Here is a 22481-nt window from a genome sequence, read left to right as displayed (position 1 = left end):
AAGCTGAAGAGTGTCGATTATCGACGGTGATATCGGCCATTAGTTGAGAGTATATAACTAATTTCGGCATATTTATATTCGAATGTTTAGTATCAGTTCGCATGACGTACGAACATCTCGATACGGAACTCGTTAATGAGCTAATCGGGAACGGGCGAGCGAGCCTCCGCAGTCTCGCCGAGGAGCTGGACGTTTCGGTCACGACGGTCTCGAATCATCTGAACGATCTCGAGGAGCGAGGCGTCATCACCGGATACAGCCCGATCGTCGAGTATGATCAACTGGGGTACGACGTAACGGCGATTCTCCGACTCAAGGTTGAGGGGAGTGCGCTTCCCGATCTGACCGAGCGGCTGCAGGGTCACCGGCAGATGGTCTCGGTGTACGAGGTGACGGGCGAGTTCGACATCATCGGCGTCGGGAAGTTCGAGGACACCGACGACATGAACGCGACGATCAAGGACCTCCTCGCCGACGCCGATGTCAACGAGTCGTCGACGGCGGTCGTCCTGAACACGCCCGCCGAGAACGAGCAGTTCGAGATCGAGATCGAGTGACTCCAACGCGCCAGAACCGCTCACTCCTGTGCGTACCCTACTTTTTCAACTATTCACAGGATAGAGTTGGCGGATGACTGTCAGAGCGTTTGTTGAGCGATGGGGGAGTGTCATTTCGCTCGTCCTGTTCAGCGTTGTCTGGGCCTCCCTCCAGTGGGATGTCCTTCGCGGGCTCGCCACTGAGGGACTCTCTGCTGTTGACACGCTGAGCGACATCGGCATGCTCGTGATGTTACTCATCACGCTAGGGATGACTGTCTATGCAGTCCGACAGACGCTCACAGAGGGATCCGAGACCATCTGAACATCCTAGCTCTGTTGAAATCATTCACAGCTGACAGCATTTGGATGCTGTATATAGAAAGTGAGTTCGGCAAACCCTCGATTGGACACCCATATGAAATCTGTCAATAATCCCATCAGGTTTGAGTTAGTAGCGTTTTACGCGGGGCCCCGGTGAGAATATGCGGGTCCAGTTTTGTGGTTCTCCGTTTACAAGCAGAACGAGAGAGAAAATTCAGGATAGGTGAAGTCGGCAAAACTGCCAACAGGGTGATATCGCCCGCTTATTATTCTCGGGGCGAGCAGGCGCGAGCGTAATGATGTGACTTTCATTTATACATATGCACACGCTCATACGAGTTACTGCCACGCACAAATATGGTTATCAATCCGAACCAATATGAGGACCTCGATGGGTTGTTGACGGAGCTCATTAACCCACAGTTCGGTGGGACAGAGGAGGCCACAACGGTGATTAGCTACTGCGAGGACCTGCTGATTGATGATGTAACGGAGACTATTGTTGAGTCCAGGGCACCGAAGCTGTACACAATCGGCCGATCAGGTGCCGGGAAGTCGTCGCTGGTCAACGCTCTCGCGAACAAGCAAGTGACTGATATCGGGGAGGTCGAGCCAACGACTGCCGCGTCTAATGCGTACGATATCACGTTCCCTGACCGCAGCGCTACGTGGAAGATTGTCGATTCGCGTGGACTGTTCGAAAGTGTGCCGGCAGATGGAGGAGCAGCGGTCGATACCGTCGAGATGCTCAAATCCAATCTTAACGTATACAACCCGGATATACTGTTACACGTCGTGACTCCAGAACAGGTGCGGGCGGGCGAGGACGACCTCGCAGTCATCAAGGATGTAGACGACGCTGTAGTCGGCGGGTTGCCACCACGGGTGATGTGCCTTAATAAGATTGACACCTACCTTTCTCCGGGTGGAGACTGGCCCCCCGAGCAGAATCCAGCGGTCGAACAGAGGATTACGGAACTACTGGCGCTCGTCGAAGACATCCTGTCAATCCCGGAGTCTAATGACATTGATGAAATCACCCCCGCTCGAGGCAGACTCTTCGATTCCGAAGACGTGTTCGCCGCGGTTCCAACGTACCTCAAGGCGCGGCCATTCTGGAACGTGACAACGGTCGCCGAGCTGTTGTGTAACTACTTGCCTGCGGAGGCGTTGCTGCAGTTCGCACAGGCACAGCGCCGTGAGCGACTGATGCGACAGTTAGCTCGGAAACAGACGATCGCCGTCGCGAATGCGGTTAATGAAATCCCCCGGAAGCTGATTGTGAATCCGAATATCCCGATTATTTCAGGGTTTGAAGCCTACTTGATTGCGCTAATCGGGTCATTTGCCGGGCGCGAACTCAGTGTAGATTTAGTCGATGAATATCTCGATACTAGGAATATGCCGTTAAATAACGTCCTCTCAGAACTTTCAGATATCACGGTTGATTCTGTTACCGGGTTGTTGAAGGATGATCTTGACTATCTTCCGAAGTCAACGTACGCTGTTGGACGCGCGGCCGAGGAGTACTTTTTTGATGATGAAGTCATCGCCGAAAGCGAGTTCCTTGCTGAAGCAGAGGAGGTTTTGTAATCTTTACACGGATTGCATATGGAGGAGCCGACCGGCTATTACTGTCGACAGACATCCTCACCGGATCCGCCTTATCGGGAGTTCCCAGCAGTTGAGACGGACCATACGTTAATTATGCGGTAGCCTTAGAATGGTATATGGCTGTTGACACAGAAACGTACGCTGGCTTGCGCGAGCGTCTTGAGATGGCGATCGACGCCGCGCCGGTAAGCAACGAAAAGAAACAGCAGGTGGAGGATAAACTGTTTGAGGCGATGGTCGGTGACATGGACGTTCTTATCGGCGACTCTCGCCCGCCACGGCTATTCATTATGGGCCGATCAGGGGCCGGAAAATCGTCGTTGATTAACGCCCTTGCAAACAAGGAGGTGGCTGGTGTAGGTGATGTTGAGCCGGAAACCGACGAGGCTGAGAAATATCATATCCAGTTCCCGGAGCGACACGCCAGTTGGGATGTCGTTGACTCGCGTGGGCTCTTTGAGAGCATCCCCGCAGGCGAGGAGCTACCTGAGGGAACGGTTAAGAAGCTGAAACAGGATATCCAGCAGTACAATCCCGACATTATCATACACGTCCTGACACCTGATCAGGCACGAGCCGGTGAGGAGGACTTCAATACGATTGACGAAGATCTCAGAGAAGAAATACCAGGGTTTCCCCCAATTGTCTACTGTTTGAATAAAATCGACACGCATCTATCGCCTGGGGGCGACTGGCCACCCGAAGAGAACCCAGCGTTAACTAGTACAATTACTGACAACCTCGATTTCATCGCCGGCATGCGGAACCCTGGGACTCGAGAACCGTTTGATCGGAACGCACCTGTTCGCGGCTACCTATTCTACCCACGAGACAAGATTAACGAGGGGGAGGCAGATATCGGATTACTCGACGATGTCGGCGTCTTTCCGGCATATCTCAAAGAGGAGCCCTACTGGAACGTCGATACACTCGCAGAATTCATCGGGGATTGTATGCCAGAGGAAGCACTACTTCAGTACGCACAGGCACAGCGTCGCGACCACTTAATGAGGAGAATCGCTCGCGAGCGAACGCGGAAAATCTCGGCTGTCGGCGCTTCGGTCGCGGCGGCTGATCTCTCCGGAATCTCTGACATCGCGATTCTGACCCCGCTTCAGGTGTATCTCGTCATGCTAATCGGGTCCTTGTCATGCCAGGAGTTCAGTAAACAAACGGCGATGGAGTATTTCGGTGAGTTCGGAGCCGTCAGCGGCGCCGGGTTCCTCTTTCGGAAGCTTGCGGGGGCCGCAGCCGGCGTATTTCCCGGCCCCGGGCAGGTACTGAACGGAGCAATCGCCGGTGGCGGCACGTATACCCTTGGTAGGTCCGCGGAGGCATATTATTTCGACGGGAAAACTATGTCACCATCGGACTTCAAAAAAGATCGGGGAAGGTTCATCAAGGACCTCGGCGATAAGGTTGGATTCAACTAGCTAGCGACCGATTTCGAACCTGCGATCGACGAACCGACGAGTTCCAGAGTGGGCGGCAACCTTGGTCGGGTCGGTCAGTGGTTAGAAGTATTGATTAACAGCGTTGCTGAACCTCTCGCCGAGTAATTTCCTCTCTGACCGACTCGCGCCCTGTATGCAGCACAGCCGTTGAGAACTGTCACCGATTGAGAAATTCAGCAAAGACTGAGTGCACGAATCGTCCTTCAGTCATCGATCGGTGTCAGCTGTCTACGGGAGGAGGTCAGTTAGGTCTGGCAAGTTGATCTCGAAGTCGAGATTCGGGAGCTCGATATCGGGGAGCAATCGTTCAATCGGCCCCTCGTTCTCCTGGGGGAGCGGTCCAAGCGCCCCACCGCGCTGGGGTTCCCTAGACTCTACAATCTCCTGAATCTCCTCGTACGAGTATTCCAACTCCACATCGTACTCCCACCGCTCGGCATCCCGTTGGAGTTCCTGGAGCTGCGCCCAGACGAATTCGATGGTATCCTCGGTGACGACCTCCCCGTAGACCGAGCCCCGAATGGCCCAGTGAAGCTCACTCATCAGCAGTGCGATACAGCCACGGCAGCCGTATCTGGCAAAGCGGAGGAACGTACGATTGGCGATGAACCGGGTGCCGCTCCACGCCATATTGTACGGCGTTCCGGCAGTCCAGAGTGCAACCTCCAGTCCGAAGGCGGCCACTGCGAAGAGAAAGCCCGTGACGGCGTCCGGGCTCGGGTCGGGCGTCTCGATGGCACAGGCGGCACTACAGAGGGTGTTGAAGCTCTCCACGAGCGGTATGTAGCGGGTGTAGTCACTGAGATTTCGCTCTCCGGCCTCGATCATCGCCTCGTCGATCGCGTTCGTGATGTCGTACCTGTTGAGGATGCGGACCCCGAACCGGAGTCGGCGGAGGATGTCATTCGCGGCGCCACCACCCGCGACGACTGCATCGAGCGCCGTCTCGGAGACGGTGTTGTGAGCCGCACACAGCTCGGTTGCGCAGCCGACGACGGCCGCGTGCCGCTCGGCTTTCGTGTCCGGAAGCGCCTCGAAGTAGCCCTCCGAGATATCGTCCGTCACCGGCGGCGCCGCAGTCGCGACTCCCGGTGCGAGGGTCGGAAGACTCGCAGCGGCACGGAGGATGGTGCGCCGTTTCATGCTGGACTGCGTGTAGGGAGCTGGGGAGCGTGTGACAGGCGACTCCCCAGTAGCCGTCTCGTCCCACTCCCAACTAAATCGTCGCAAACCACGGCGAAAGTGGTTTCGACCGGAGCCCTAGCCGGCCATCAGTAGCCGGTCCCGAGTCCGTGGTCGCTCTCGAGTCGACTCCAGTTCCGGGGCCACCGGACGCGGTACCGACACCGGCCCCTCGTCGACCGACACCGGCGCTGTGACTACAGAGGGCAGATCATCCGCAAGCGTGCCGCTATTGCTGAATGTATGTGGCCAGCGCCGAAGTGGAGCCGAAGCGAGTCACCTGCCACAGACGTGGGATGCTGGACTGGCAAGTAGCCGCCTGCTGCGCCGCATCTGGCATCCAGCGATACGAGAAGCATCATCCAGAGAGAATGTATTCGAATGGCAGTGAATCGAGCAACGTGGAAGGTATGTAGTCGTCTGTAGCGCCGAATCCACCACCAACATATTGGTTCGAATATGGGTTATCCCTCAGGAGTGCCACGACCGGCAGTCGAGATCGGCGAGTCACGGCCTGACAGCGGTGTCGAGTCATACGGGGGATGCTGCAGTCGTGAGTCGCGGGACTGGAAAACCGCAAGACAGCACGGGTGTGTAGTGACTTCCAGCCGCCTCGTGGGTGGCTTCAGGAGCGACTCGACGTTCCAGGCGGCCAGTCGCGAACCAGTGCGGTCGAATCGTTGGGGCACCGGTTCGAGTCTGCTGGGGATGAGACGGCTGCTCTCGATGGATTCCGGACTGCACCCCCCAATGGTGGATTGGCGTTCGTAGGTCCGCTTGGGAGGCCACGCTACAGGCTTCTACACACTGGTATCTTGCGGATGAGGCCCTCTCTGTAGTCTGTACCCCTCCAGCACTCCGAGCGCGAGGCGAGTCTCACAGCAAGCCGGACCCCCCGCTACCCCGGTGAGATTGAAATTCGAAAGCGGGTCCAATGAGTCCGTAACCGCTACCGACAGCCGCCGGACAGCGACCAAGCGACCCACGGTCGACGGCAGCACTGCCGAGGCTTGCGCCGGTGGGGAGGAACAGCTACGGTGGCTGCTGCGGTCGAATCGCGCTTCTCGCACGCCGCGAAATATCGGCTGGGTCACCGTCCTGAATTGTGAGCTGTCCTGCTGCTGCCCGGTAGGCATCGGCTGCAGCGGAGTTCGGGGCGTGTGCCAGGAGTGGGTGACCACTGTCAGTCGCTTCTCTAACGACCGAACTCTCGGGGATCTGTCCCAGCACTGGGGCGTCGAAGTACCGTTCGGCCCGTTCGACGATGTGATCGGGAACCGAATCACCGACCCTGGTCAACAGCACGCCAGCAACGTCGGTTCCGTAGACGGTGGCATACCCGTCAACTTGCAGTCCGTCCGAGAGCGCCGAGGTGGTGGGTTCGAGCACGACCACCGCGCGGTCCGCGAGAACAATCGGTAGTGTTGGCGCTGCCGACTCCAGGAGCGCGGGCGAGTCGATCAGGAGAAGGTCCGTGTCGGCGGCGATGGTCGCGAACACATCCCGGATGCGCGAGGAATCAGCTGACGCCAGCGCATGAAGTGTTGTCCCGCATGGGAGTAACCGGACTCCATGTCGCTCGTGACTAATCGCATCGACTGACGGTCCATCGGCGCAGAGCACATCCTGCAGCGTCCCGTCAACGTGTGGCGACGCAGCGAGCAACTCGGTACTCCCGGCTGCGGGGTCGAGGACTGTCACGTCGTGCTTCTCGGCGAGTGCCATCCCCAGGGCGAGCGTGCTGGTCGTGACCCCGGAACCGCTCGGTCCTGCAGCGATGGCGATGGCCTCGACCATACCCCGACCTGGGCAATCCTCCGGATAAAAATACTCGGTTGAATCGGCGGCTACGTCGCGGTGGGCAGATAGACGACTCGAATACGTCGAGAATTACGATCGGACCGGGTATCCCGCATCCCGAAGCGGTCTTGACATCCACCCCGCCATGAACGGTGAGGATTCCCCACGCTGGGTGATATCGCTTATCGACCCACGGAGGCAACTTGCGGGTTCGTATGCTCCTCGTTGGGACGATGAGAGCGTGGTGGCTCCAACCAGTCGTGGTTGTCCCACTTGAGGCATACAGGCCGTGCCATCGGCCGTGATATCGTTGTCTGCCGTCTCAGGAACGATTCCGACGCCACGAGATCGGCGTGCCCCTCGAAACCACACTCGCAGGTCAGGGTGTCGTGATGTCGGGTTACCTTGGTGGTCGAGCCACAGTCCGGACACGTCTGCGATGTCCAGGCCTCCGAACGGACTTCCACCGTGATTCCGTATTCCTCGGCCGTACAGGCGAGTCTGTTGATGAACGCTCTGAAGGCCCAGAAATTGTGTGTCTTCTCGTTCGTCACGACGGACCAGTGGCTGTCTAACACGTCGGTTAGGTCGCCCACGTACACCGTGGCAACGCCATCGTCATGCAGCCGCTCCATGAGATCACGCGCGAGCGCGTCCTGCGCGTGGTCACGGCGGTTCGTTCGGCGGCGATAGAGGCGACGGATACGGTGGCTACTGTATCGGCCCTCTTCAAGCAGCGATTGCAGCCGCGCGATCTCCTGTGTCGTGTTGCGGAACCGCTCGAACAATTCCTGACCTTCGTACAGGTACTGCTTGCCGGTCGTTGTTGTACACGCGACGAGATAGTTCGCGCCGATATCCAGAGCGGCTTCTTCCGAAGCCAGTGGGTGTGCCAGTTGCGAATGGTCGTCACCGACCGTGACTGGTTGAATGGCCCTGAATGTGTCCGCGACCTCGTCGTAGTACAGCTCCAACCGACCCTGTTTCTCGTACTCGGTCCAGTTGGGGGATCCCTGCACCTCGAGTTGAAACCGTTCCTGGTATCCGATCCCGTATTCCTCTTTCAGGTCTTGGCCAATCAGGATCTCGAGACGGGAGTATTCTCCCCACTCAACGGAGTACGATGTGTTTCGGATGTAGGTCCGCAGATCACGACCCTCTGAAGCGTTCCCCCAGTATCCGGGCGTGCCGTTAGCTTCACCCGTCTCTTGGAGCCCGAAGAACGACTTCCAGGCCTCGCAATTCTTGCGCTCGATCTGCTGGACCGTCGAAACGCCGAGAACGCCACCGTATCGACCACGATACTCACTAACATCCCATACGTCCGCGTCCGGGTCAGTGTAGTTCTCGTGGCGCTCGTAATTGATCTCGTTCCAAAGCGCAGCAGAAGCGTCCAACAGACGCCGGAGCAGCTCCTCGTCCTCCTCGGACTGCGGAACAACCTCGAACGTGTTGGTACGCTTCATCCACGCCTGTTTCCTCCCCCATTCACACATAAAGTTGAGCTTCATACGCTACCTATGGTCGAGGACCGCACCGCGTTCACCGATGATGGCTAGTACGAGGGCCTGAAGAAACGTCGCAACCTGCCTGGAAGGGACTCGTACTGGAGGGTAAACGGGAGGTTCGGGAGGAACTTCCGGACTGGGTCTCGAAAAATCGTATCGAACCGCGACTCCCGTATGGACCCCGTCCTGCTCCTGTCTGACATGTGTTCTCGTACCAATAATTAAGTCCCCACGAGACTCGTGGTAGTGCAAACCCTTATTACGCAGTGTTCTTGTCGGGTTCTTTTAATTAATTTCAATACGAACAGCGATAAGTTTAGATTGCGATGAACTCAGAAGATGGAGAGAAAACGGTTGCAACGTACCTCAAAGAGCACCCGCGGATGTCCGGCGTCCTGTTCACGCTGCTGTTGCTCCTGAGCCAGTCGGGCAGCGCGGTGGCACAGGGTGTCACCGGAAGCGGTCCATAAGCCGACCGAGTCGGAACGCGCTCAGAGCGAGTCGGCGTCTATCGTATCGCTCCAGACCAGATCGCCGTCGAGGCGGACCGGCGACGAGGCGTACCCGAAGAAGTCCGCTGCTTCTGCCGGCGACAGTTCGAACGAGTCGATGGTCCCCGAGGAGAGGTAGTAGGTGTTCTCGGCCCCGCTGAGGAACGGCATGAACTCGCTCCCGATGCCGTGTGCGGGTGTGGGGAACCCGGTGAGCGTCAGCACGAGGTCGCCGCTGTCGGCGGACCGGACCTCCGTAAGCAGCGCCGTGCCGCTGGTACACTGGACGACCGAGAGGCTCCCGTCGCCGACGACGATGTACTGCTGCCCGATGGGGTGGAAGTCGCGGGCGAGGTCCAGCGCGGCCCGGAACGGGAAGCCGTACTCCAGCAGCCGCGCCATCGTCCGGCCGAGTTCGACCGCGCCGGCGTTGGTCACGTCGGTGTGGCTCCCGACACCGACGATGGCGCCAGCCTCGATGAGCGCGCGGGCCTGCCGGTAGGAGCGGCAGGCGTTGAAGAAGAAGGTGTCCACGCCGGTCGCATCGAGGGCCCCGCAGTCCAGTTTCCCGTCCTCGCAGACCAGTCCATCGGGTTCGGCGTGGCCGATGTAGTGGAGGAAATCGTGGTCCTCGGCGAGCAGGTCGGCCAGCTCGGACACCGACAGGTCGTGTCGGAGGTTCACCTCGAACGGGAGGTGCTCGCGCTGCCCGTACACCGCCTCCACGTCGGTTTCCTCGTCCATCGCGGCGTCGTTGCAGACGACCGTGATGTCTATCTCCCCGTCACCGGCCTGGCGGGCGAGCCGGTTACGGTAGGCCGTCAACACCGCCTCGCTCGCCCCGAACGGGACACCCTCCCCGACCCAGACCTGCTCCAGTGCGTCGGCCGGCTCGGGACTGACGAACGAGAGGTCGTCCGTGTCACCGGCCGTGGTGCTGCGCACGCCGCCACCGCCCGAGGGGGAGCCCCGGGTCGACCCGCCGGCACTCGGGCCGCGCGTGAAGCCCCCGGCAGGTGACCGGGCCGAGCCGTCGCTCGAGAGGAACGACGCGACCGCCTCGGCCTGTGCCGATTCGTCACCGCCCGACCCGCCCGGCGACCGGGGCGTACGCACCAGCGCGAGGTCGTCGACGAGGAAGGGGAGTATCTCCACGGAGGACGCCACCGGGCGCGCGGTCGCCGCCACCTTCCACTGTGGGAGGTGGGGCTGGATGGTCCCGTAGGGGATCGTCAGGTAGCGCCGGACCCGCTCGGCGTGGTCGGCGTGGTAGAGCGCCTCGAAGTCGACGCCGAGCTGGCCCGTGACGGCCTCGCGCTCGCTGAGACGACGGCCGTGGCCGTACGCCCCGTCGTAGCGCGTGAGACAGTCCATGAAGAAGACCGTCTTGAGCGCCTCCTCGACGGCACGGCCGAGGCTGCCGCCCGCCGAGAGGGGATGGACGGCACCGTCGGCCACGATGCGAGCCTCGGCGGCGGCGCGGACCTCGGCCCCGAGGTAGTACGCGAGCGGTGCCGCCGTCAGGGCGGCCTCGGTCGTCTCGGGGAGTTCGAGCCGGACATCGGTCGACGGCGGGGCGAGTCCGCGGGTATCGAGTTCGTCGCCGAGTTCGACCGCGGGCGGATGGCCCCGGAGGCTCGGATAGGAGCGTTCGGGCATCGTGGTCCCGAGCGCGGCCCCGAACGTCGAGACGGTCGCCAGCAGGTCCGCCGGGTCCGCCGTCGTGGTCACGGTGGTCGCCGGGCGGGTCCGGCGCGAGCGCGCACCGACGAGAACGTCGGTGTCGTCGCCGAAGTCGATGCGTGTCTCGGCGAAGTCCGCCTCGATGGAGACCGCCGACTCGACCTGCAGGTAGCACTTGATCGGTGTCAGCAGTTCGAGTGTGTACCGGCCGGCGTCGAGGGTGGTCTGTTCGAGGTGTTCGACGCTGGCCACCAGCGCGCCGTCCGGCGCACGGACGTAGACGTTGGTCGCGGTCGGGAGCCGGACGGCCGACGTCCGGACCGCCGTCGCGGTGTCGACGGGGTAGGCGAACCGGTCGCCCGACGCCGGTACCGGGTCGATGGGTGCCGGCGTGTCCAGCTGGTACTGATGGTTGTCCACGGGGTCGAGGATCCGGAGCCCGAGCTCCTCGGTCGCCGCCGCGAACGAGACGCCAGGGGTGCCGTTGCCTGTCATGATGGTTCGTCTCCGCGTCACTCGGCCAGCGGGAGCCAGTCCGACCGGATACCGGCCTCGTGGATGTGCCAGCGCTGCTCCGGGTGGTCGTCGGCGAGGCGGAGTTCGACGGTCGCGTCGACCAGCGCCGCGACCGTCCCGGCCAGTTCGCCGTCCGCCGCGAGCGGCAGGTGGAGATGGCAGGTGCCACCGAGTCGCCGGACCCGGCTGGTGACGAGATGGAGGAACCGGAACGCCTGCTCCTCACCGCTCGTCTCGACCAGCGGCAGGACCGACTCCACGCAGACGCGGGGCCCCCGGTCGGCGGTCGTGTCGAGCGCCGCGAGTTCGGCCTCGAACGCCTCACCGGCCGACGACAGCGTCGGGACCACCGTGGCGGCGCTACTGCTCGCCCCGCCCGCGACGGCGCCGGCGCCGCCGGTCGGGGTGTCGGCGGCCGCGGCGCCCCGGGAGGCCGCGTCGAGTTCGAGCACCCGGTCACCGTCCGCGGGGCCACTCGCCGACCCCGTGCCGGTACCGACCCGGACGAACAGCCGTTCGTCGTCAGCCGGCCCGAGCAGCTCGTCACACGTCTGTCGGTGGAACCGGTCCGGGACGGCCCCGGCGACCAGGAACGCGCTGCCGGACCGCCGTAACTCCGTGAGTGCCGCCTCGAACTCGTCTCCCCGCCCCTCTGGACCCATGGTTGGTCATCCTTTCAGGTACGGGAAAATAAGGGTTGGTACGATTCTCTGAGCCTGCAACAGCCGACGAGCCCATGCCGCCAGCGCGGCGGACGCCGGGCGCGGAGGCGACCCACGCGGAGGGGGCTCGGGCCGGGGTTCGTCGTCCGTCCAGCCGCGTTCAGGCGCAGCCCCGGATGATCCCTCACGGTCCATCATTCCGAAACGTTCGTCCAGAACTCACCCGTCTATACCGGGTACCGCTCGATTCACGTCGGGAAGTAACCCGGACTCCCGACGAACGTCCGCATTCTCGATGCCCGCGAGCGCCGGTCGGTGCAATAGTTGCCGGAATTGGCAGGAAAGAACATGAAGGTTTATGACCCACCAACAACCATGATGGATTGAGGACAGCGCACCTGTCCACGCAACACCATGACGGACCGCCCAACCCACGAGATCGAACCGATGGTTCCGGAGATGCCCCGACAGTCCGCCGAGGACGAGACGCCCACGATCGCACAGGACGGGGGCCGTGTACTCTCCCGCGACGAGGAGGCCGGCGCCCCCCTCGTCCCGAAGCTCTCCTGAGCGGTCCGTCCGCTTCACCGAACCGTTCTTCGAACACCTGACCCGGTAGCTCCGGCTGTCTGCCCCGGAGGCTCGACTGTCCGCGCCGCTTTTCCCGGCCCGCTCCCTCACCGCGAGTGATGCGACGGTTCGGCGCCGACTACCTGACCGAGACCCGCCGCGGGATGTGGGACGACTCGCGCGAGGCACTCGCCGACCTCCTCCTGAGCGACGCCGACAGCGTCCTCGACGTCGGCTGTGGTACCGGCGAACTCACGGCGGTCCTCCGCGAGGAGTGCCCCGGTCGGGTGGTCGGGCTGGACCGCGACCCCGAATTGCTGGCCCACGCCCGGCGCGACGGGCCGGTCGTCCGCGGTGACGCTCGCGGGCTCCCGTTCCCCGACGATGCGTTCGACGTGGTCGTCTGCCAGGCGCTGCTGGTGAACCTGCCCGACCCGGCCGCCGTCGTGCGCGAGTTCGCCCGCGTCGCCCGCGAGCGCGTGGCCGCCATCGAACCGGACAACGCCGCCGTCACGGTCGAGTCGAGCGTCGACGCCGAGGCCGCCCTCGCCGAGCGGGCGCGCGAACGCTACCTGCAGGGCGCCGAGACCGACGTGGCGCTGGGCGCGAGCGCGCGCGAGACGTTCGAGACGGCCGGCCTCGCCGACGTGCGGAGCCAACGCTACGACCACGAGCGCGTCGTCGAGCCGCCGTACGCCGACCACGAGGTCACGGCGGCGACCCGGAAGGCCAGCGGCGCCGACCTCCGCGAGCGCCGGGCGACGATGGCCGGCACCGAGGAGGACCTCGACGCGCTCCGGGAGTCCTGGCGCGACATGGGCCGCGAGGTGGTCCGGCAGGTCCGCGACGAGACCTACGAGCGCCGGGAGGTCGTCCCGTTCCACGTCGTCGTGGGGCGCGTCGACTGAGCCCCGCCGATCGCGGTGCCAGACAGATATCACTCCTGCTACAGGAGCTGAGTTCTGCGAGTCCTCTTGTGTCCGCCGCCGCTAGCCGGGGTATGCGTTCCCCCTCCGACGTGCGGCCCGCCGCCGACCCCCACATCGTCGCCCTGTGCGGGAGCCTCCGCGACGCCAGTCGGACCCGGATCGTCCTGGCCGAGGCACTGGCGGCCGCCCGCGACGCCGGCGCGACGACGGAACTGATCGACCTGCGCGAGCGTGACATCCCGGCTCTGGACCCCGACGCCCCGACACCGTCCGACGCTGCCGCCCTCGCCGACGCCGTCGCGGGAGCCGATGCCGTCCTGCTGGGCACGCCCAACTACCACGGCTCCTACACGGGCGTCCTGAAGGACGCGCTCGACCACCTCGGCCGCGGCGAGGTCGGCGGCGCCACCGTCGGCCTCGTCGAGGTCGCCGCCGGCTCGCACCCCGGCCCGGCGCTGGCACATCTCCGTGGCGTCTGCCGGACGCTGAACGCGTGGACGCTTCCCCTGGAGGTCGCAGTCGCGGACTCGCACACCGTCGTCACCGAGGACGGCATCGCCGATACCGACCTGACCGAACGGGTCCGCCGCCTCGGCGCGGAGCTGGTCCGATACGCCGGCGTCGAGCACTACCCGGAGCTGGCCGGACCACCGGGCGCCACGGGCGACTGACCCGCCGCCACTCGTCGCCACGCCGGCGAACTCTAGACGAATCTACGACGAACCCACGGCGGAGCCCGCACGGACACCGGGCGGACTCCGGAAGCTATCTGAAAAATCATCTTCTACGTGTCCGGGCTCGGTGGCGGTGTGCGCCGACGCGCACGGTGCTACCCATGAACGACAACGACGGCGGTCACGGCGACGGCGGCAGTGGAACCTCGCGGCGCAACTTCCTGCTCGGTGCCGGAGCGGTCGGCACGAGCGCGCTGGCGGTCGGGGCGGGCGGGAGCGTGCTGGCGGACACCCGGTTCAGCGTCCAGCCCCGGGAGGCGCTACGCGTGCGCATCGAGAACGTCTCGACGGGGACGACGCTGGCAACGACGGCCGACGGCGAGGCGGCCGAACAGCCGGTGCCGCTCTCCCCCGGCGCGTTCGCGGTCCATTCCCCGGACGAGCCGCTCTTCGCGCACGGCGCCCCCGAGCGCGGCAACGGGCTGGAGGAGATCGCCGAGGACGGGATGCCCGGCCGGCTGGTCGGGTCCCTGAGCGGTCGCGACAGCGTGACGCAGGCGGGCGCGTTCACGACACCCGTCGGCGCCGACGGCCCAGGGCCGCTGCTCCCCGGCGATGCCTACGAGTTCGAGGCCGACGTGGCCCGGGCCGGGCCGGACAGCTACCTCTCGCTCGTCACGATGTTCGTCCCGTCGAACGACGGGTTCTACGCGCTCGGCGGCGAGTCGGGGCTGAAACTCGTCGACGGTGACGAGGTCGTCACCGGCGACGTGACCGACCACGTCTCGCTGTGGGACGCCGGCACCGAGGTCAATCAGGAGCCCGGCGTCGGCGACCAGCAGGTCCAGCGCCAGCGCGCGGCCGGCGTCGGCGACGTCGAGCGCGAGGTCGTCGTGCCCATGAGTGAGGTGAACGGCTACGACTACCCCGACACGGCGGATGTGATCCGCGTCACCGTCGAGCGCGTGGAGAGCGAGGGAGACTCGATGAGCGGGGACGGCGAGATGGACGATGGGGGCGAGATGAACGGGGACAGTGAGATGAACGACGGCGGCGGCATGGACGACGGCAACTGACACGACCTCCGGGCGTCGCCGCATCCCGCGCCGCCGATGCGCTATCCCCACGACCGGAAACCTGTAGGCGTCCCCGTGTGAGAGGCCCACGAGGTCACCTCGATGGAGAAGGCGCTCTGGTACCTGATCGCCGGGACGCGCGGCGGCGAGAACCGGGCCCGCATCGTCCGGCTCATCGACGAGCGCCCCCGGAACGCGAACCAGCTGGCCGACGAACTCGGGGTCGACTACAACACCGCCCGCCACCACCTCGACAAACTCGCCGAACACGACGTCGTGGAGACCGGCGGCGGCGAGTACGGGAAACTCTACTTTCTCACCGACCGCTTCGAGCGCAACCGCGACACCTTCGAGGAGATCACGAAGCACCTGTGACCGTGGTGTCCACCGCCAGCCACAACGCCATCTCGAAATCCACCACCCCCAGCGACGTCCCGGAGCGAAACCCACAACCGCACACGCGACAACCCCACACCAACCAGAGATGCAGTGCGACAAGTGTCCGGCGGACGCGGTGACGCACCTCGCGTACTCGGGACTCCACCTCTGTGGGGAACATCTCCGACGCTCCGTCGAATCGCGGGTCCGCTCGCGGGTCCGCGAGGACGCGCTGGTCCCGTCGGACGCGACGCCCGAGGACCCGGCGACGTGGCTCGTCGGCCTCTCGGGCGGGAAGGACAGCGTCGTCCTCACCACCGTCCTCCACGAGACGTTCCGTGAGGACCCGCGCATCGAACTCGTCGCGCTCACCATCCACGAGGGGATCGAGGGGTACCGGGACGCCTCGCTCGACGCCTGTCTCGAGCTGGCCGAGGACCTGGACATCGCCCACGAGGTCGTCTCCTACGCCGAGGAGTTCGGCCTGGAGATGGACGACGTGGCCGCCGAGGACCCGGAGGGGATGGCCCCCTGCGCGTACTGTGGCGTCTTCCGTCGGGACCTGCTCTCCGAGTACGCCGCCGACCTCGACGCCGACCTGCTGCTGACGGGCCACAACCTCGACGACGAGGCCCAGACAGCGCTGATGAACCTGTTCTCCGGCGACGTGAACCAGATGGCGCGCCACTGGGCGGCCTCGCTCGGCCCGCTCGACGAGCGCGAGAGCACCGACGCCGTGGACGGGCCGTTCGTCCCGCGCGCCAAACCGCTCCGCGACGTACCCGAGAAGGAGGTCGCGCTGTACGCCCACCTCCGGGACCTGCCGGTCCACATGGCCGAGTGCCCACACGCGAGCGAGGCCTATCGCGGGGAGATACAGGAGCACCTGCTCGCGCTGGAAGACGACCACCCCGGGACGCGCCACTCGGTGATGTCGGGCTACGAGGAACTGGCGCGGCTGGCCGCCGAGGCGCGGGACCGCGGCGCGGAGCGTACCGGCGAGTGCGATCGCTGTGGTGCGCCGACCACGCGCGCGGTCTGTCGGAAATGCGCACTGGTCGAGTCCGTCCACGACGCGGGCGCCGGCATCGCCGGCCACGAGTCCGAGGAGCTCCCGGAGGGGGGCGACGTGGACGCGGACTGAACGGGCGCGGACAGGGATGCCGACTGAACGGGTGCCGGCGCCGCCACCGCCACGGTTCAGCCGTCCTCGAGTCGCTCGCGCCGGGGCGCCCTCGGCACCGAATCCTCACCGCAGGCGGGGTCGGTGTCGACCCGTTGCCAGCCCGTCCCGGGCTCGATGGGGAACTCGACCGACGTGCCGGGGACCGAGAGCGCGTACATCGTCGCGCCCAGGAGGTTTGTGAGGGCCCCGCATAGCACTGGCTCCGTATCTGTTCGGTGTTTGAAGACAGTACGACTGCGACCCCGTCAGGGCAGGGCGGCCGGCTGCCACCCCACCCCGCCGTCGAAGCCGCGCAACCGGAGTTCGTACGGCCGACCGTGCGACGCCTCGCCGGGTGCCTGCCGGAGGTCGATGCGCCCGTCGAACGCCCGGGCGATCATGTTCACCGTCCGGTCGTCGTGGGCATCCGTGTCCAGCGTGTGCACCGAGACACAGCCGAGGCTGGCCAGCCGGGTCGCGAGCACGTGGCAGAACTTGAAGACGTCCTCCGGCGAGCGGTAGGCGAGCAGGGTCGACAGCGAATCGAGCCCCAGCCGGTAGCCGTCGCCGCGGACTGACAGCGACTCCAGCGCCCGCGTGATGCCGATGCCGACCCCCGTCAGGTCGTTCGGGGAGGAGACGTGCTGGACGCGCCCAGACCCCGAGAGCGCCTCGCTGGACGACTGGCCGGTGCAATCGACCAGCCCGAACCGCGACTCGTCGACATCGACGAACTCGGCGAAACGGTCCTCGATAGCGTCGGCGTGGTCCTCGGTGGAGACCATCGCGACCCCCTCCCCCGCCGCGTGGCCGGGGGCGAGGATGGCCGCGACCAGTCGCTCCTTCCGAGTCATCACCGGCCCCGCGACGAGAAGGCTGGTCCCCGGTGCCACGCGTCGGTCGAGCGGCGCGAGGCCCCCGGTCCGCTCCGGGTCCACCAGCCTGTACATTCGTCCCGAATCAGGGGCAGGAACCGCTTAACGCCTCGGATGGCGGCGTCCGACGATGAGCCAACACCTGTCAGACGATTCTACCGACATTGGGACCGAGGAACCAGCTTAGCAGCTGCTCCAGTCCGCGTATACAGCCGAAAGAAAACTATCGGTATCCGTATCTATCGGATAACGTCCAGACCGTTGTTCTTCTCGCCCTCGACCTCGGGCTTGCCGCCGTCGGTCTCGCCGACGCCGAAGGTGTCCGCGCCGGTGGACTCCTGGACCGCGTCGCCCTCGATGGCCGCGCGCGAGGCATCGGCCTGCTTCTGGGTCGTCGGGCCGAGCACCTGGGCGGACTGGACGCCGGTCATGATGGCCATGACCCGCACCTTGCCCTTGTACTCGTCCTGGATGCGCGCGCCCCAGATGACGTTCGCCGAGGCCTCGAGGCGCTCGGTGATGCGCTGGGCGATACCCTCGGCCTCTTTCAGCGTGAGGTCGGGGCCGCCCGTGATGTGGACGAGCCCGCCGGAGGCGCCCCGATAGTCGACGTCGAGGAGCGGGTGCTCCATCGCGTCGTTGACGACCTCCTCGGTCTTGTTCTTGTCCTGGGTCTCGCCCACGAGCATCACTGCCACACCACCCTGGTTCATGATTGACGTCATGTCCGCGTAGTCCAGGTTGATGAGGCTCGGCTGGGTGATGGTCTCGGAGATGCCCTTGACGGTCTCGGCGATGATCTGGTCCATCACGGAGAACGCCTTGCCGATGGGCAGGTTGGGCACGTAGTCGAGCAGGCGGTTGTTGTCCAGCACGATGATGGAGTCGGCCTCGTTCCGCAGCTTCTCGAGGCCCTCCTCGGCCTTCACCGTGCGGGCACGCTCGACGTTGAACGGCGTCGACACCATGCCGACGACGATGGCGCCCTGCTCCTTCGCGATCTTCGAGACCACCGGCGCCGCGCCGGTACCCGTCCCGCCACCCATGCCGGCGGTGACGAAGACGAGGTCGGCGTCGCCGATGACCTCCTTGACGGTGCCCTGGGCCATCTCGGTGGCGCGCTCGCCCATCGAGGGGTCGCCACCGGCCCCGAGCCCGTTGGTGAGGGACTTGCCGACGAGGATCTTCGTGTCGGCCTCGATCATCTGCAGGTGCTGCTTGTCCGTGTTGATGGCGATGGTCTCGGCGCCCTCGACGCCGATGTTGTAGAGCCGGTTGACCGTGTTGTTCCCGGCGCCACCAGCTCCGACGATGACGATCCGCGGGTCACCGAAGTCACTGGCACCGTCGCCGTCGTCCATCTCGCGGGACTCGGCCTCGGCGTTCTCCAGAGCGGAGTTGACGATGTCCTGCATCGTCTACACCTTGGCCCAGCCGCGCCGGTCGCTGGCCCGGTCGGTATCCTCGTGTTCATTCAACATCTCACGAACGGCCGACCGGATCGCCTCGCTCCGGTTGGGGAACTCCCCCGTATCGACCATTCGCTCGACCTCTTCGATCTGCTGCTTCGGAATCCGTAGTGTCACACGCTCCATTGTATTGCTCCCTTGTTGGTCGGTAAGACGGCGTGCGGCACACACCCGCATGCGTCGTACAGCGCGAAATCGCACGACAGCGGCCGGATGTAATCCGACCACCCGCGCTGTAAGACGACCGTCTTACGCAGAAGTATGCATAGACGGCTATCACTTAAACCTTTCTGCGAGCGTATGACGCTCGTCGCACAATCGCGTAAACTGGGTTAAGGCGGCCGAAATAAGCGTTTACAGCATCAGAGAGCGGCGTCGAATCCCGCTGACCGGGCAGACACGACCGGCTATCGACGGACAGTTTACCAGCAAGGATACGGCCGATTACCTCGAAAACATCCATCAGAGCGCGTTTTCCCACTGTTTACGGACTGTCCAACACGTCCGCCGCTGTCGTCCGACGGCCGCAGGACGGGCAGAACGCCCAGTCCGAGCGGAGCTCGTCACCGCACTCGCAGAACACGCGGTGGCTCGCCTTCTCACCACAGTTCGGGCAGTAAACGTGGTCCTGCGTGAGATTCTCGCCACATTGGGCACACGGCTTCTCCCCCGACTCGGGCTCGTTTGCACCCTCCGTGGACACCGTGTTACGCTCACCACCCTCCGCGGTGGCGTTCGCCCCGGATTCGCCGTCGAGAGAGATGTTTACGTTGATATCCTGGCTCTCGGTGGGCGGCCGGTAGCCCTCCAGCCGGTCCGTGATGATGGCATCGACCCGCTCGGCGACCAGCTCGTCGAGCGTTCCGGCGTCGGCCACCTCGGCGGCGTCGGACGTGTCGACGGACGTCCCGGTCGGCTCCCCGAGGTACTCGCGGAGCGCCTCGCGCATGACCTCGCTCTTGGAGGCGTCGAACTCCTCCAGCTGGGCCACGAGGTCGTCGTCGGCCCGGAACGTTATCTTGCTCACGTTGTCCGACGTTGTGTGTCACGGTACATCAACCTTCGCGTGCGTCAGACGACCGTCTGCCGCCAGAGTCGGACACACCGACAGACGGCGTCGACACGCACGCTGTCGGACACCGTGTGCCCACGCCCCACGCCCTCACGGGATGATAACGATTAAGTCCGCGACCGGCCCAGTTCCGCGTGCCCGCCCTTAGCTCAGACTGGTAGAGCAGTCGACTGTAGATCGACTTGTCCCCCGTTCAAATCGGGGAGGGCGGACTCCTTCTCCAGTCGAACCGTGGCCGGGTCCGGGAAGCGATACCCAGACCCGACCGACGAGATACCCGACGAGCTACGGCTCCGACCGACGAGCACAGTGTTCACGGAACCCCGCTCGAACCCGGCGAGACTGACTCGGTGACGTGCGTGCTGTGTAATGGGGAGTGCGCGCCCTCGGGTGCGATCGTCACGAGGCCTGTACGGTGATTAGCGGAGTGTCCCTGCCGTACAGCCGCCCGGGGACAACGCCCCGACCACGCCGCCGGCCCTACGTGCATAGCGTCCGGGTTGAAAGCCGGTCCGCATGACCTCGGGATGTGCTTCCTTCGCACGCACAGTTTCGGGGTGACGGGGGCGTGACCGCTCCCGGCAGGGATGGCTGTGGGGGCCATGCCGTCCAGGATATGCTCACTCAGCCGTCGTCTGAGCCCTCCGATGCCAGGAGTCCCTGTCCCCCACCCTCGCCCCGCACACAGGCAAGGCGCACCGACCGACGACAATCACGATATCCGATACATGGACGACAGACTCGACATCGACCGACGAACGCTGCTGGGGACGGCCTCGCTGCTCGTGACGGCGGCGACGGCCGGCTGTTCCGGCCTCCGCGGGGGAGACGGCGACGGCGGCGACGGCGGTGGCAACGACACCAGTGACGACAGTGACGCCGAGTCCACGCCGAGCCCGACGACGTACGGCTACGGCGGGACGGCAACCGCGACGCCGACACCGACGGCGACAGCCAGTCCGACGGCGAAGCCCCGGGCGACGACCACCGGGAAGCCGGAGACGGACCGGCCGACCGACACGCCGATGGACACCCAGACGGCGACACCAGCGGACACACCCACCGACACGACGACGCCGACCGACACATCCCCCCGGACGGCGACACCGACGGGTCGGCCCGAGGGCGACTACGGTGAGCAGACGTACGGCGAGTACGGCTACGGGGGCGTCGCCCCGTGACGCGACGCATCGACTGACACATGCCCGAGACACCCAATCACTCCTACAACATACCCGAGGAGGGCGCGACCGACTGGCACCAGCCGCTGAACGAGAACTTCCGGCAGTACGACACCGACATCGAGATCCGCGACGAGGAAGCGAACCGCTCGAACTACGAGCCGGTCGACGGCGCGAAGTTCCTCGCCACGGATACCGGCGTCGTCTCCATCGGTGACGGGGAGAACTGGCTCCCGGCGCTGGCGCTGGCACGGTATCGGGCGCCGGCACAGAGCAACACCCCCGGTATCGCCTTCGGCTACCAGAACAGCCTCAACGGCGAGGGGGCGACCATCAGCGGCGGCGGGGAGAACAGGGCGGCCGGCGGGGCGACGGTCGCGGGCGGAAGCTTCAATGGTGCCGACGGCAGGAGTTCCGCCATCGGGGGCGGAAGCAGGAACGAGGCCGGCGGGTTCGGCGACGTGGTCTGCGGCGGTGCGAACAACACGACCGACGGGGGGTCCCCACAGCAGGGGGCCAGTAGCATCCAGGAGATCGAGAACGGGTTCGCGACGGTCCCCGGTGGGAAGAGCAACACGGCGAGCGGGCGTTTCAGCTTCGCCGCCGGTCGCCAGGCGGACGCGTCGGAGGACGGGAGCTTCGTCTGGGGCGACGGGACCCGGCGGACGGTCCAGGCGACCCAGGCCAATCAGATGGTGTTCCAGGCGGGCGGCGGCGTCACGATTTTCTCCGCCAGCGACGCCTCGGCGGGCGTCCGGCTCTCCGCGGGCAGTGGCTCGTGGTCCTCGCTGAGCGCCGCCAGCGCCAAGTCGAACGTCCAACCGGTCGACCCGCAGGGCGTGCTCGACGGCGTCGAGTCCCTCGACGTGTCGACCTGGGAGTACGACGCCGAGGCCGACGCCACCCACATGGGCCCGATGGCGGGCGAGTTCCACGACGCCTTCGGCCTCGGCGCCGACACCGACCGCATCGCGAACGTCGACGCCGACGGGGTCGCACTGGCCGCGATACAGGGCCTCGCCGAGCGCGTCGAGGAGAAGGAGAACCGTATCGAAGAGCAAGACGAGCGCATCGAGAAGCAGGACGAGCGCATCGAGGAACTGGCAACCGAGAACGAGGCGCTTCGCGAGCGGCTGGCGGCGCTCGAACGGCAGGTCGACAGCACCGACGCCGCCGGTGGCGGCGAGAGGTCCACGGCGGACTGACGGCTCCTGCTCCAACCAGCCGTCGACGAGGACGGGACTCCGGACGACGGTGACCGGCCCGCTATCGTCCGCCCCGCCGCCACCCGCACCGGCGTCCCCGCGGTGCCTTCGCCTCTC

23 protein-coding genes and 1 tRNA gene are annotated in these 22481 nt (G+C 64.8%); 14 read left to right on the top strand and 10 right to left on the bottom strand.

Translation table 11 applies throughout. The features are described from left to right. Positions 1-101 precede the first annotated feature (101 nt). The 4 genes from lrp (at position 102) to NL114_RS08205 (ending at position 3907) form a co-directional block, all read left to right on the top strand. Positions 102-557 (top strand): HTH-type transcriptional regulator Lrp, encoded by a 456-nt coding sequence (lrp, locus tag NL114_RS08220; RefSeq protein WP_254824307.1) that lies wholly within the window; start codon positions 102-104, stop codon positions 555-557. 73 nt (positions 558-630) lie between these two features. Continuing rightward, positions 631-861, top strand: a complete 231-nt coding sequence (locus NL114_RS08215; protein ID WP_254824306.1) for a hypothetical protein — start codon at positions 631-633, stop codon at positions 859-861. Between the two features lie 356 nt (positions 862-1217). Further along, positions 1218-2453, top strand: a complete 1236-nt coding sequence (locus tag NL114_RS08210; protein ID WP_254824305.1) for a GTPase — start codon at positions 1218-1220, stop codon at positions 2451-2453. 137 nt (positions 2454-2590) lie between these two features. Further along, positions 2591-3907 carry a GTPase gene (locus NL114_RS08205; protein ID WP_254824304.1) on the top strand — a complete coding sequence of 439 codons (1317 nt, stop codon included), beginning with the start codon at positions 2591-2593 and terminating at the stop codon, positions 3905-3907. A 249-nt stretch (positions 3908-4156) separates the two neighbouring features. Here NL114_RS08205 and NL114_RS08200 read toward each other — a convergent pair whose 3' ends face one another. From NL114_RS08200 to NL114_RS08190, 3 genes are all read right to left on the bottom strand, one after another. After that, positions 4157-4993 (bottom strand): hypothetical protein, encoded by an 837-nt coding sequence (locus NL114_RS08200; protein ID WP_254824303.1) that lies wholly within the window; start codon positions 4991-4993, stop codon positions 4157-4159. A gap of 1149 nt (positions 4994-6142) precedes the next feature. After that, positions 6143-6907, bottom strand: a complete 765-nt coding sequence (locus NL114_RS08195) for a nucleotide-binding protein (protein WP_254824302.1) — start codon at positions 6905-6907, stop codon at positions 6143-6145. Between the two features lie 185 nt (positions 6908-7092). Then, the gene (locus tag NL114_RS08190) at positions 7093-8376 is read right to left on the bottom strand and encodes an RNA-guided endonuclease InsQ/TnpB family protein (protein WP_254824301.1); all 1284 of its coding nucleotides are present in this window, start codon (positions 8374-8376) and stop codon (positions 7093-7095) included. Positions 8377-8744: 368 nt separating this feature from the next. On the opposite strand from NL114_RS08190, the gene NL114_RS08185 reads away from it, so the two are divergent. Next, on the top strand, positions 8745-8888 hold the full coding sequence (locus NL114_RS08185) for a DUF7503 family protein (protein WP_254824300.1): 144 nt from the start codon (positions 8745-8747) through the stop codon (positions 8886-8888). Positions 8889-8909: 21 nt separating this feature from the next. Here the strand turns inward: NL114_RS08185 and NL114_RS08180 are convergent, their stop codons facing one another. After that, a complete protein-coding gene (locus NL114_RS08180; RefSeq protein WP_254824299.1) occupies positions 8910-11087 on the bottom strand; it encodes a hypothetical protein in 2178 nt (725 codons plus the stop codon). Between the two features lie 17 nt (positions 11088-11104). After that, positions 11105-11770: a DUF7504 family protein gene (locus NL114_RS08175; protein ID WP_254824298.1), complete on the bottom strand. Its 666-nt coding sequence runs from the start codon at positions 11768-11770 to the stop codon at positions 11105-11107. Positions 11771-12184: 414 nt separating this feature from the next. Between NL114_RS08175 and NL114_RS08170 the strand changes: the two genes are divergently transcribed. The 6 genes from NL114_RS08170 (at position 12185) to ncsA (ending at position 16541) form a co-directional block, all read left to right on the top strand. After that, positions 12185-12340, top strand: a complete 156-nt coding sequence (locus NL114_RS08170) for a hypothetical protein (protein ID WP_254824297.1) — start codon at positions 12185-12187, stop codon at positions 12338-12340. A gap of 119 nt (positions 12341-12459) precedes the next feature. Continuing rightward, positions 12460-13248, top strand: a complete 789-nt coding sequence (locus NL114_RS08165; RefSeq protein WP_254824296.1) for a class I SAM-dependent methyltransferase — start codon at positions 12460-12462, stop codon at positions 13246-13248. A 92-nt stretch (positions 13249-13340) separates the two neighbouring features. Further along, a complete protein-coding gene (locus NL114_RS08160; RefSeq protein WP_254824295.1) occupies positions 13341-13940 on the top strand; it encodes an NADPH-dependent FMN reductase in 600 nt (199 codons plus the stop codon). 164 nt (positions 13941-14104) lie between these two features. Then, positions 14105-15019 carry a spondin domain-containing protein gene (locus NL114_RS08155; protein ID WP_254824294.1) on the top strand — a complete coding sequence of 305 codons (915 nt, stop codon included), beginning with the start codon at positions 14105-14107 and terminating at the stop codon, positions 15017-15019. Between the two features lie 102 nt (positions 15020-15121). Then, positions 15122-15394 carry a winged helix-turn-helix domain-containing protein gene (locus NL114_RS08150; protein ID WP_254824293.1) on the top strand — a complete coding sequence of 91 codons (273 nt, stop codon included), beginning with the start codon at positions 15122-15124 and terminating at the stop codon, positions 15392-15394. Positions 15395-15503: 109 nt separating this feature from the next. Continuing rightward, entirely contained in the window at positions 15504-16541 is a 1038-nt protein-coding gene (gene ncsA / locus NL114_RS08145; protein ID WP_254824292.1) for a tRNA 2-thiolation protein NcsA, read from the top strand. 56 nt (positions 16542-16597) lie between these two features. Here ncsA and NL114_RS08140 read toward each other — a convergent pair whose 3' ends face one another. The 5 genes from NL114_RS08140 to NL114_RS08120 all read right to left on the bottom strand — a co-directional run bounded on the left by NL114_RS08140 (position 16598) and on the right by NL114_RS08120 (position 19933). Further along, positions 16598-16780 carry a hypothetical protein gene (locus NL114_RS08140; protein WP_254824291.1) on the bottom strand — a complete coding sequence of 61 codons (183 nt, stop codon included), beginning with the start codon at positions 16778-16780 and terminating at the stop codon, positions 16598-16600. A gap of 48 nt (positions 16781-16828) precedes the next feature. Beyond that, a complete protein-coding gene (locus NL114_RS08135; RefSeq protein WP_254824290.1) occupies positions 16829-17512 on the bottom strand; it encodes an RAD55 family ATPase in 684 nt (227 codons plus the stop codon). A gap of 164 nt (positions 17513-17676) precedes the next feature. After that, complete coding sequence (ftsZ, locus tag NL114_RS08130) at positions 17677-18852, bottom strand: cell division protein FtsZ (RefSeq protein WP_254824289.1); 1176 nt, start codon at positions 18850-18852, stop codon at positions 17677-17679. 3 nt (positions 18853-18855) lie between these two features. Continuing rightward, entirely contained in the window at positions 18856-19032 is a 177-nt protein-coding gene (gene cdrS, locus NL114_RS08125) for a transcriptional regulator CdrS (protein ID WP_254824288.1), read from the bottom strand. 358 nt (positions 19033-19390) lie between these two features. Then, entirely contained in the window at positions 19391-19933 is a 543-nt protein-coding gene (locus NL114_RS08120; protein WP_254824287.1) for a double zinc ribbon domain-containing protein, read from the bottom strand. Positions 19934-20116: 183 nt separating this feature from the next. Here NL114_RS08120 and NL114_RS08115 point away from each other — a divergent pair. The 3 genes from NL114_RS08115 (at position 20117) to NL114_RS08105 (ending at position 22364) form a co-directional block, all read left to right on the top strand. Further along, positions 20117-20190, top strand: a tRNA-Tyr gene (locus NL114_RS08115). 516 nt (positions 20191-20706) lie between these two features. Further along, on the top strand, positions 20707-21159 hold the full coding sequence (locus tag NL114_RS08110) for a hypothetical protein (RefSeq protein ID WP_254824286.1): 453 nt from the start codon (positions 20707-20709) through the stop codon (positions 21157-21159). Between the two features lie 20 nt (positions 21160-21179). Next, positions 21180-22364, top strand: a complete 1185-nt coding sequence (locus NL114_RS08105; RefSeq protein ID WP_254824285.1) for a tail fiber domain-containing protein — start codon at positions 21180-21182, stop codon at positions 22362-22364. The last annotated feature ends 117 nt before the right edge of the window (positions 22365-22481 follow it).

It is taken from the genome of Haloglomus halophilum (assembly GCF_024298885.1).
Classification (GTDB): Archaea; Halobacteriota; Halobacteria; order Halobacteriales; family Haloarculaceae; genus Haloglomus; species Haloglomus halophilum.
Note: the sequence above shows the minus strand (reverse complement) of the source record. Positions and strands in the feature narration are given on the sequence as shown.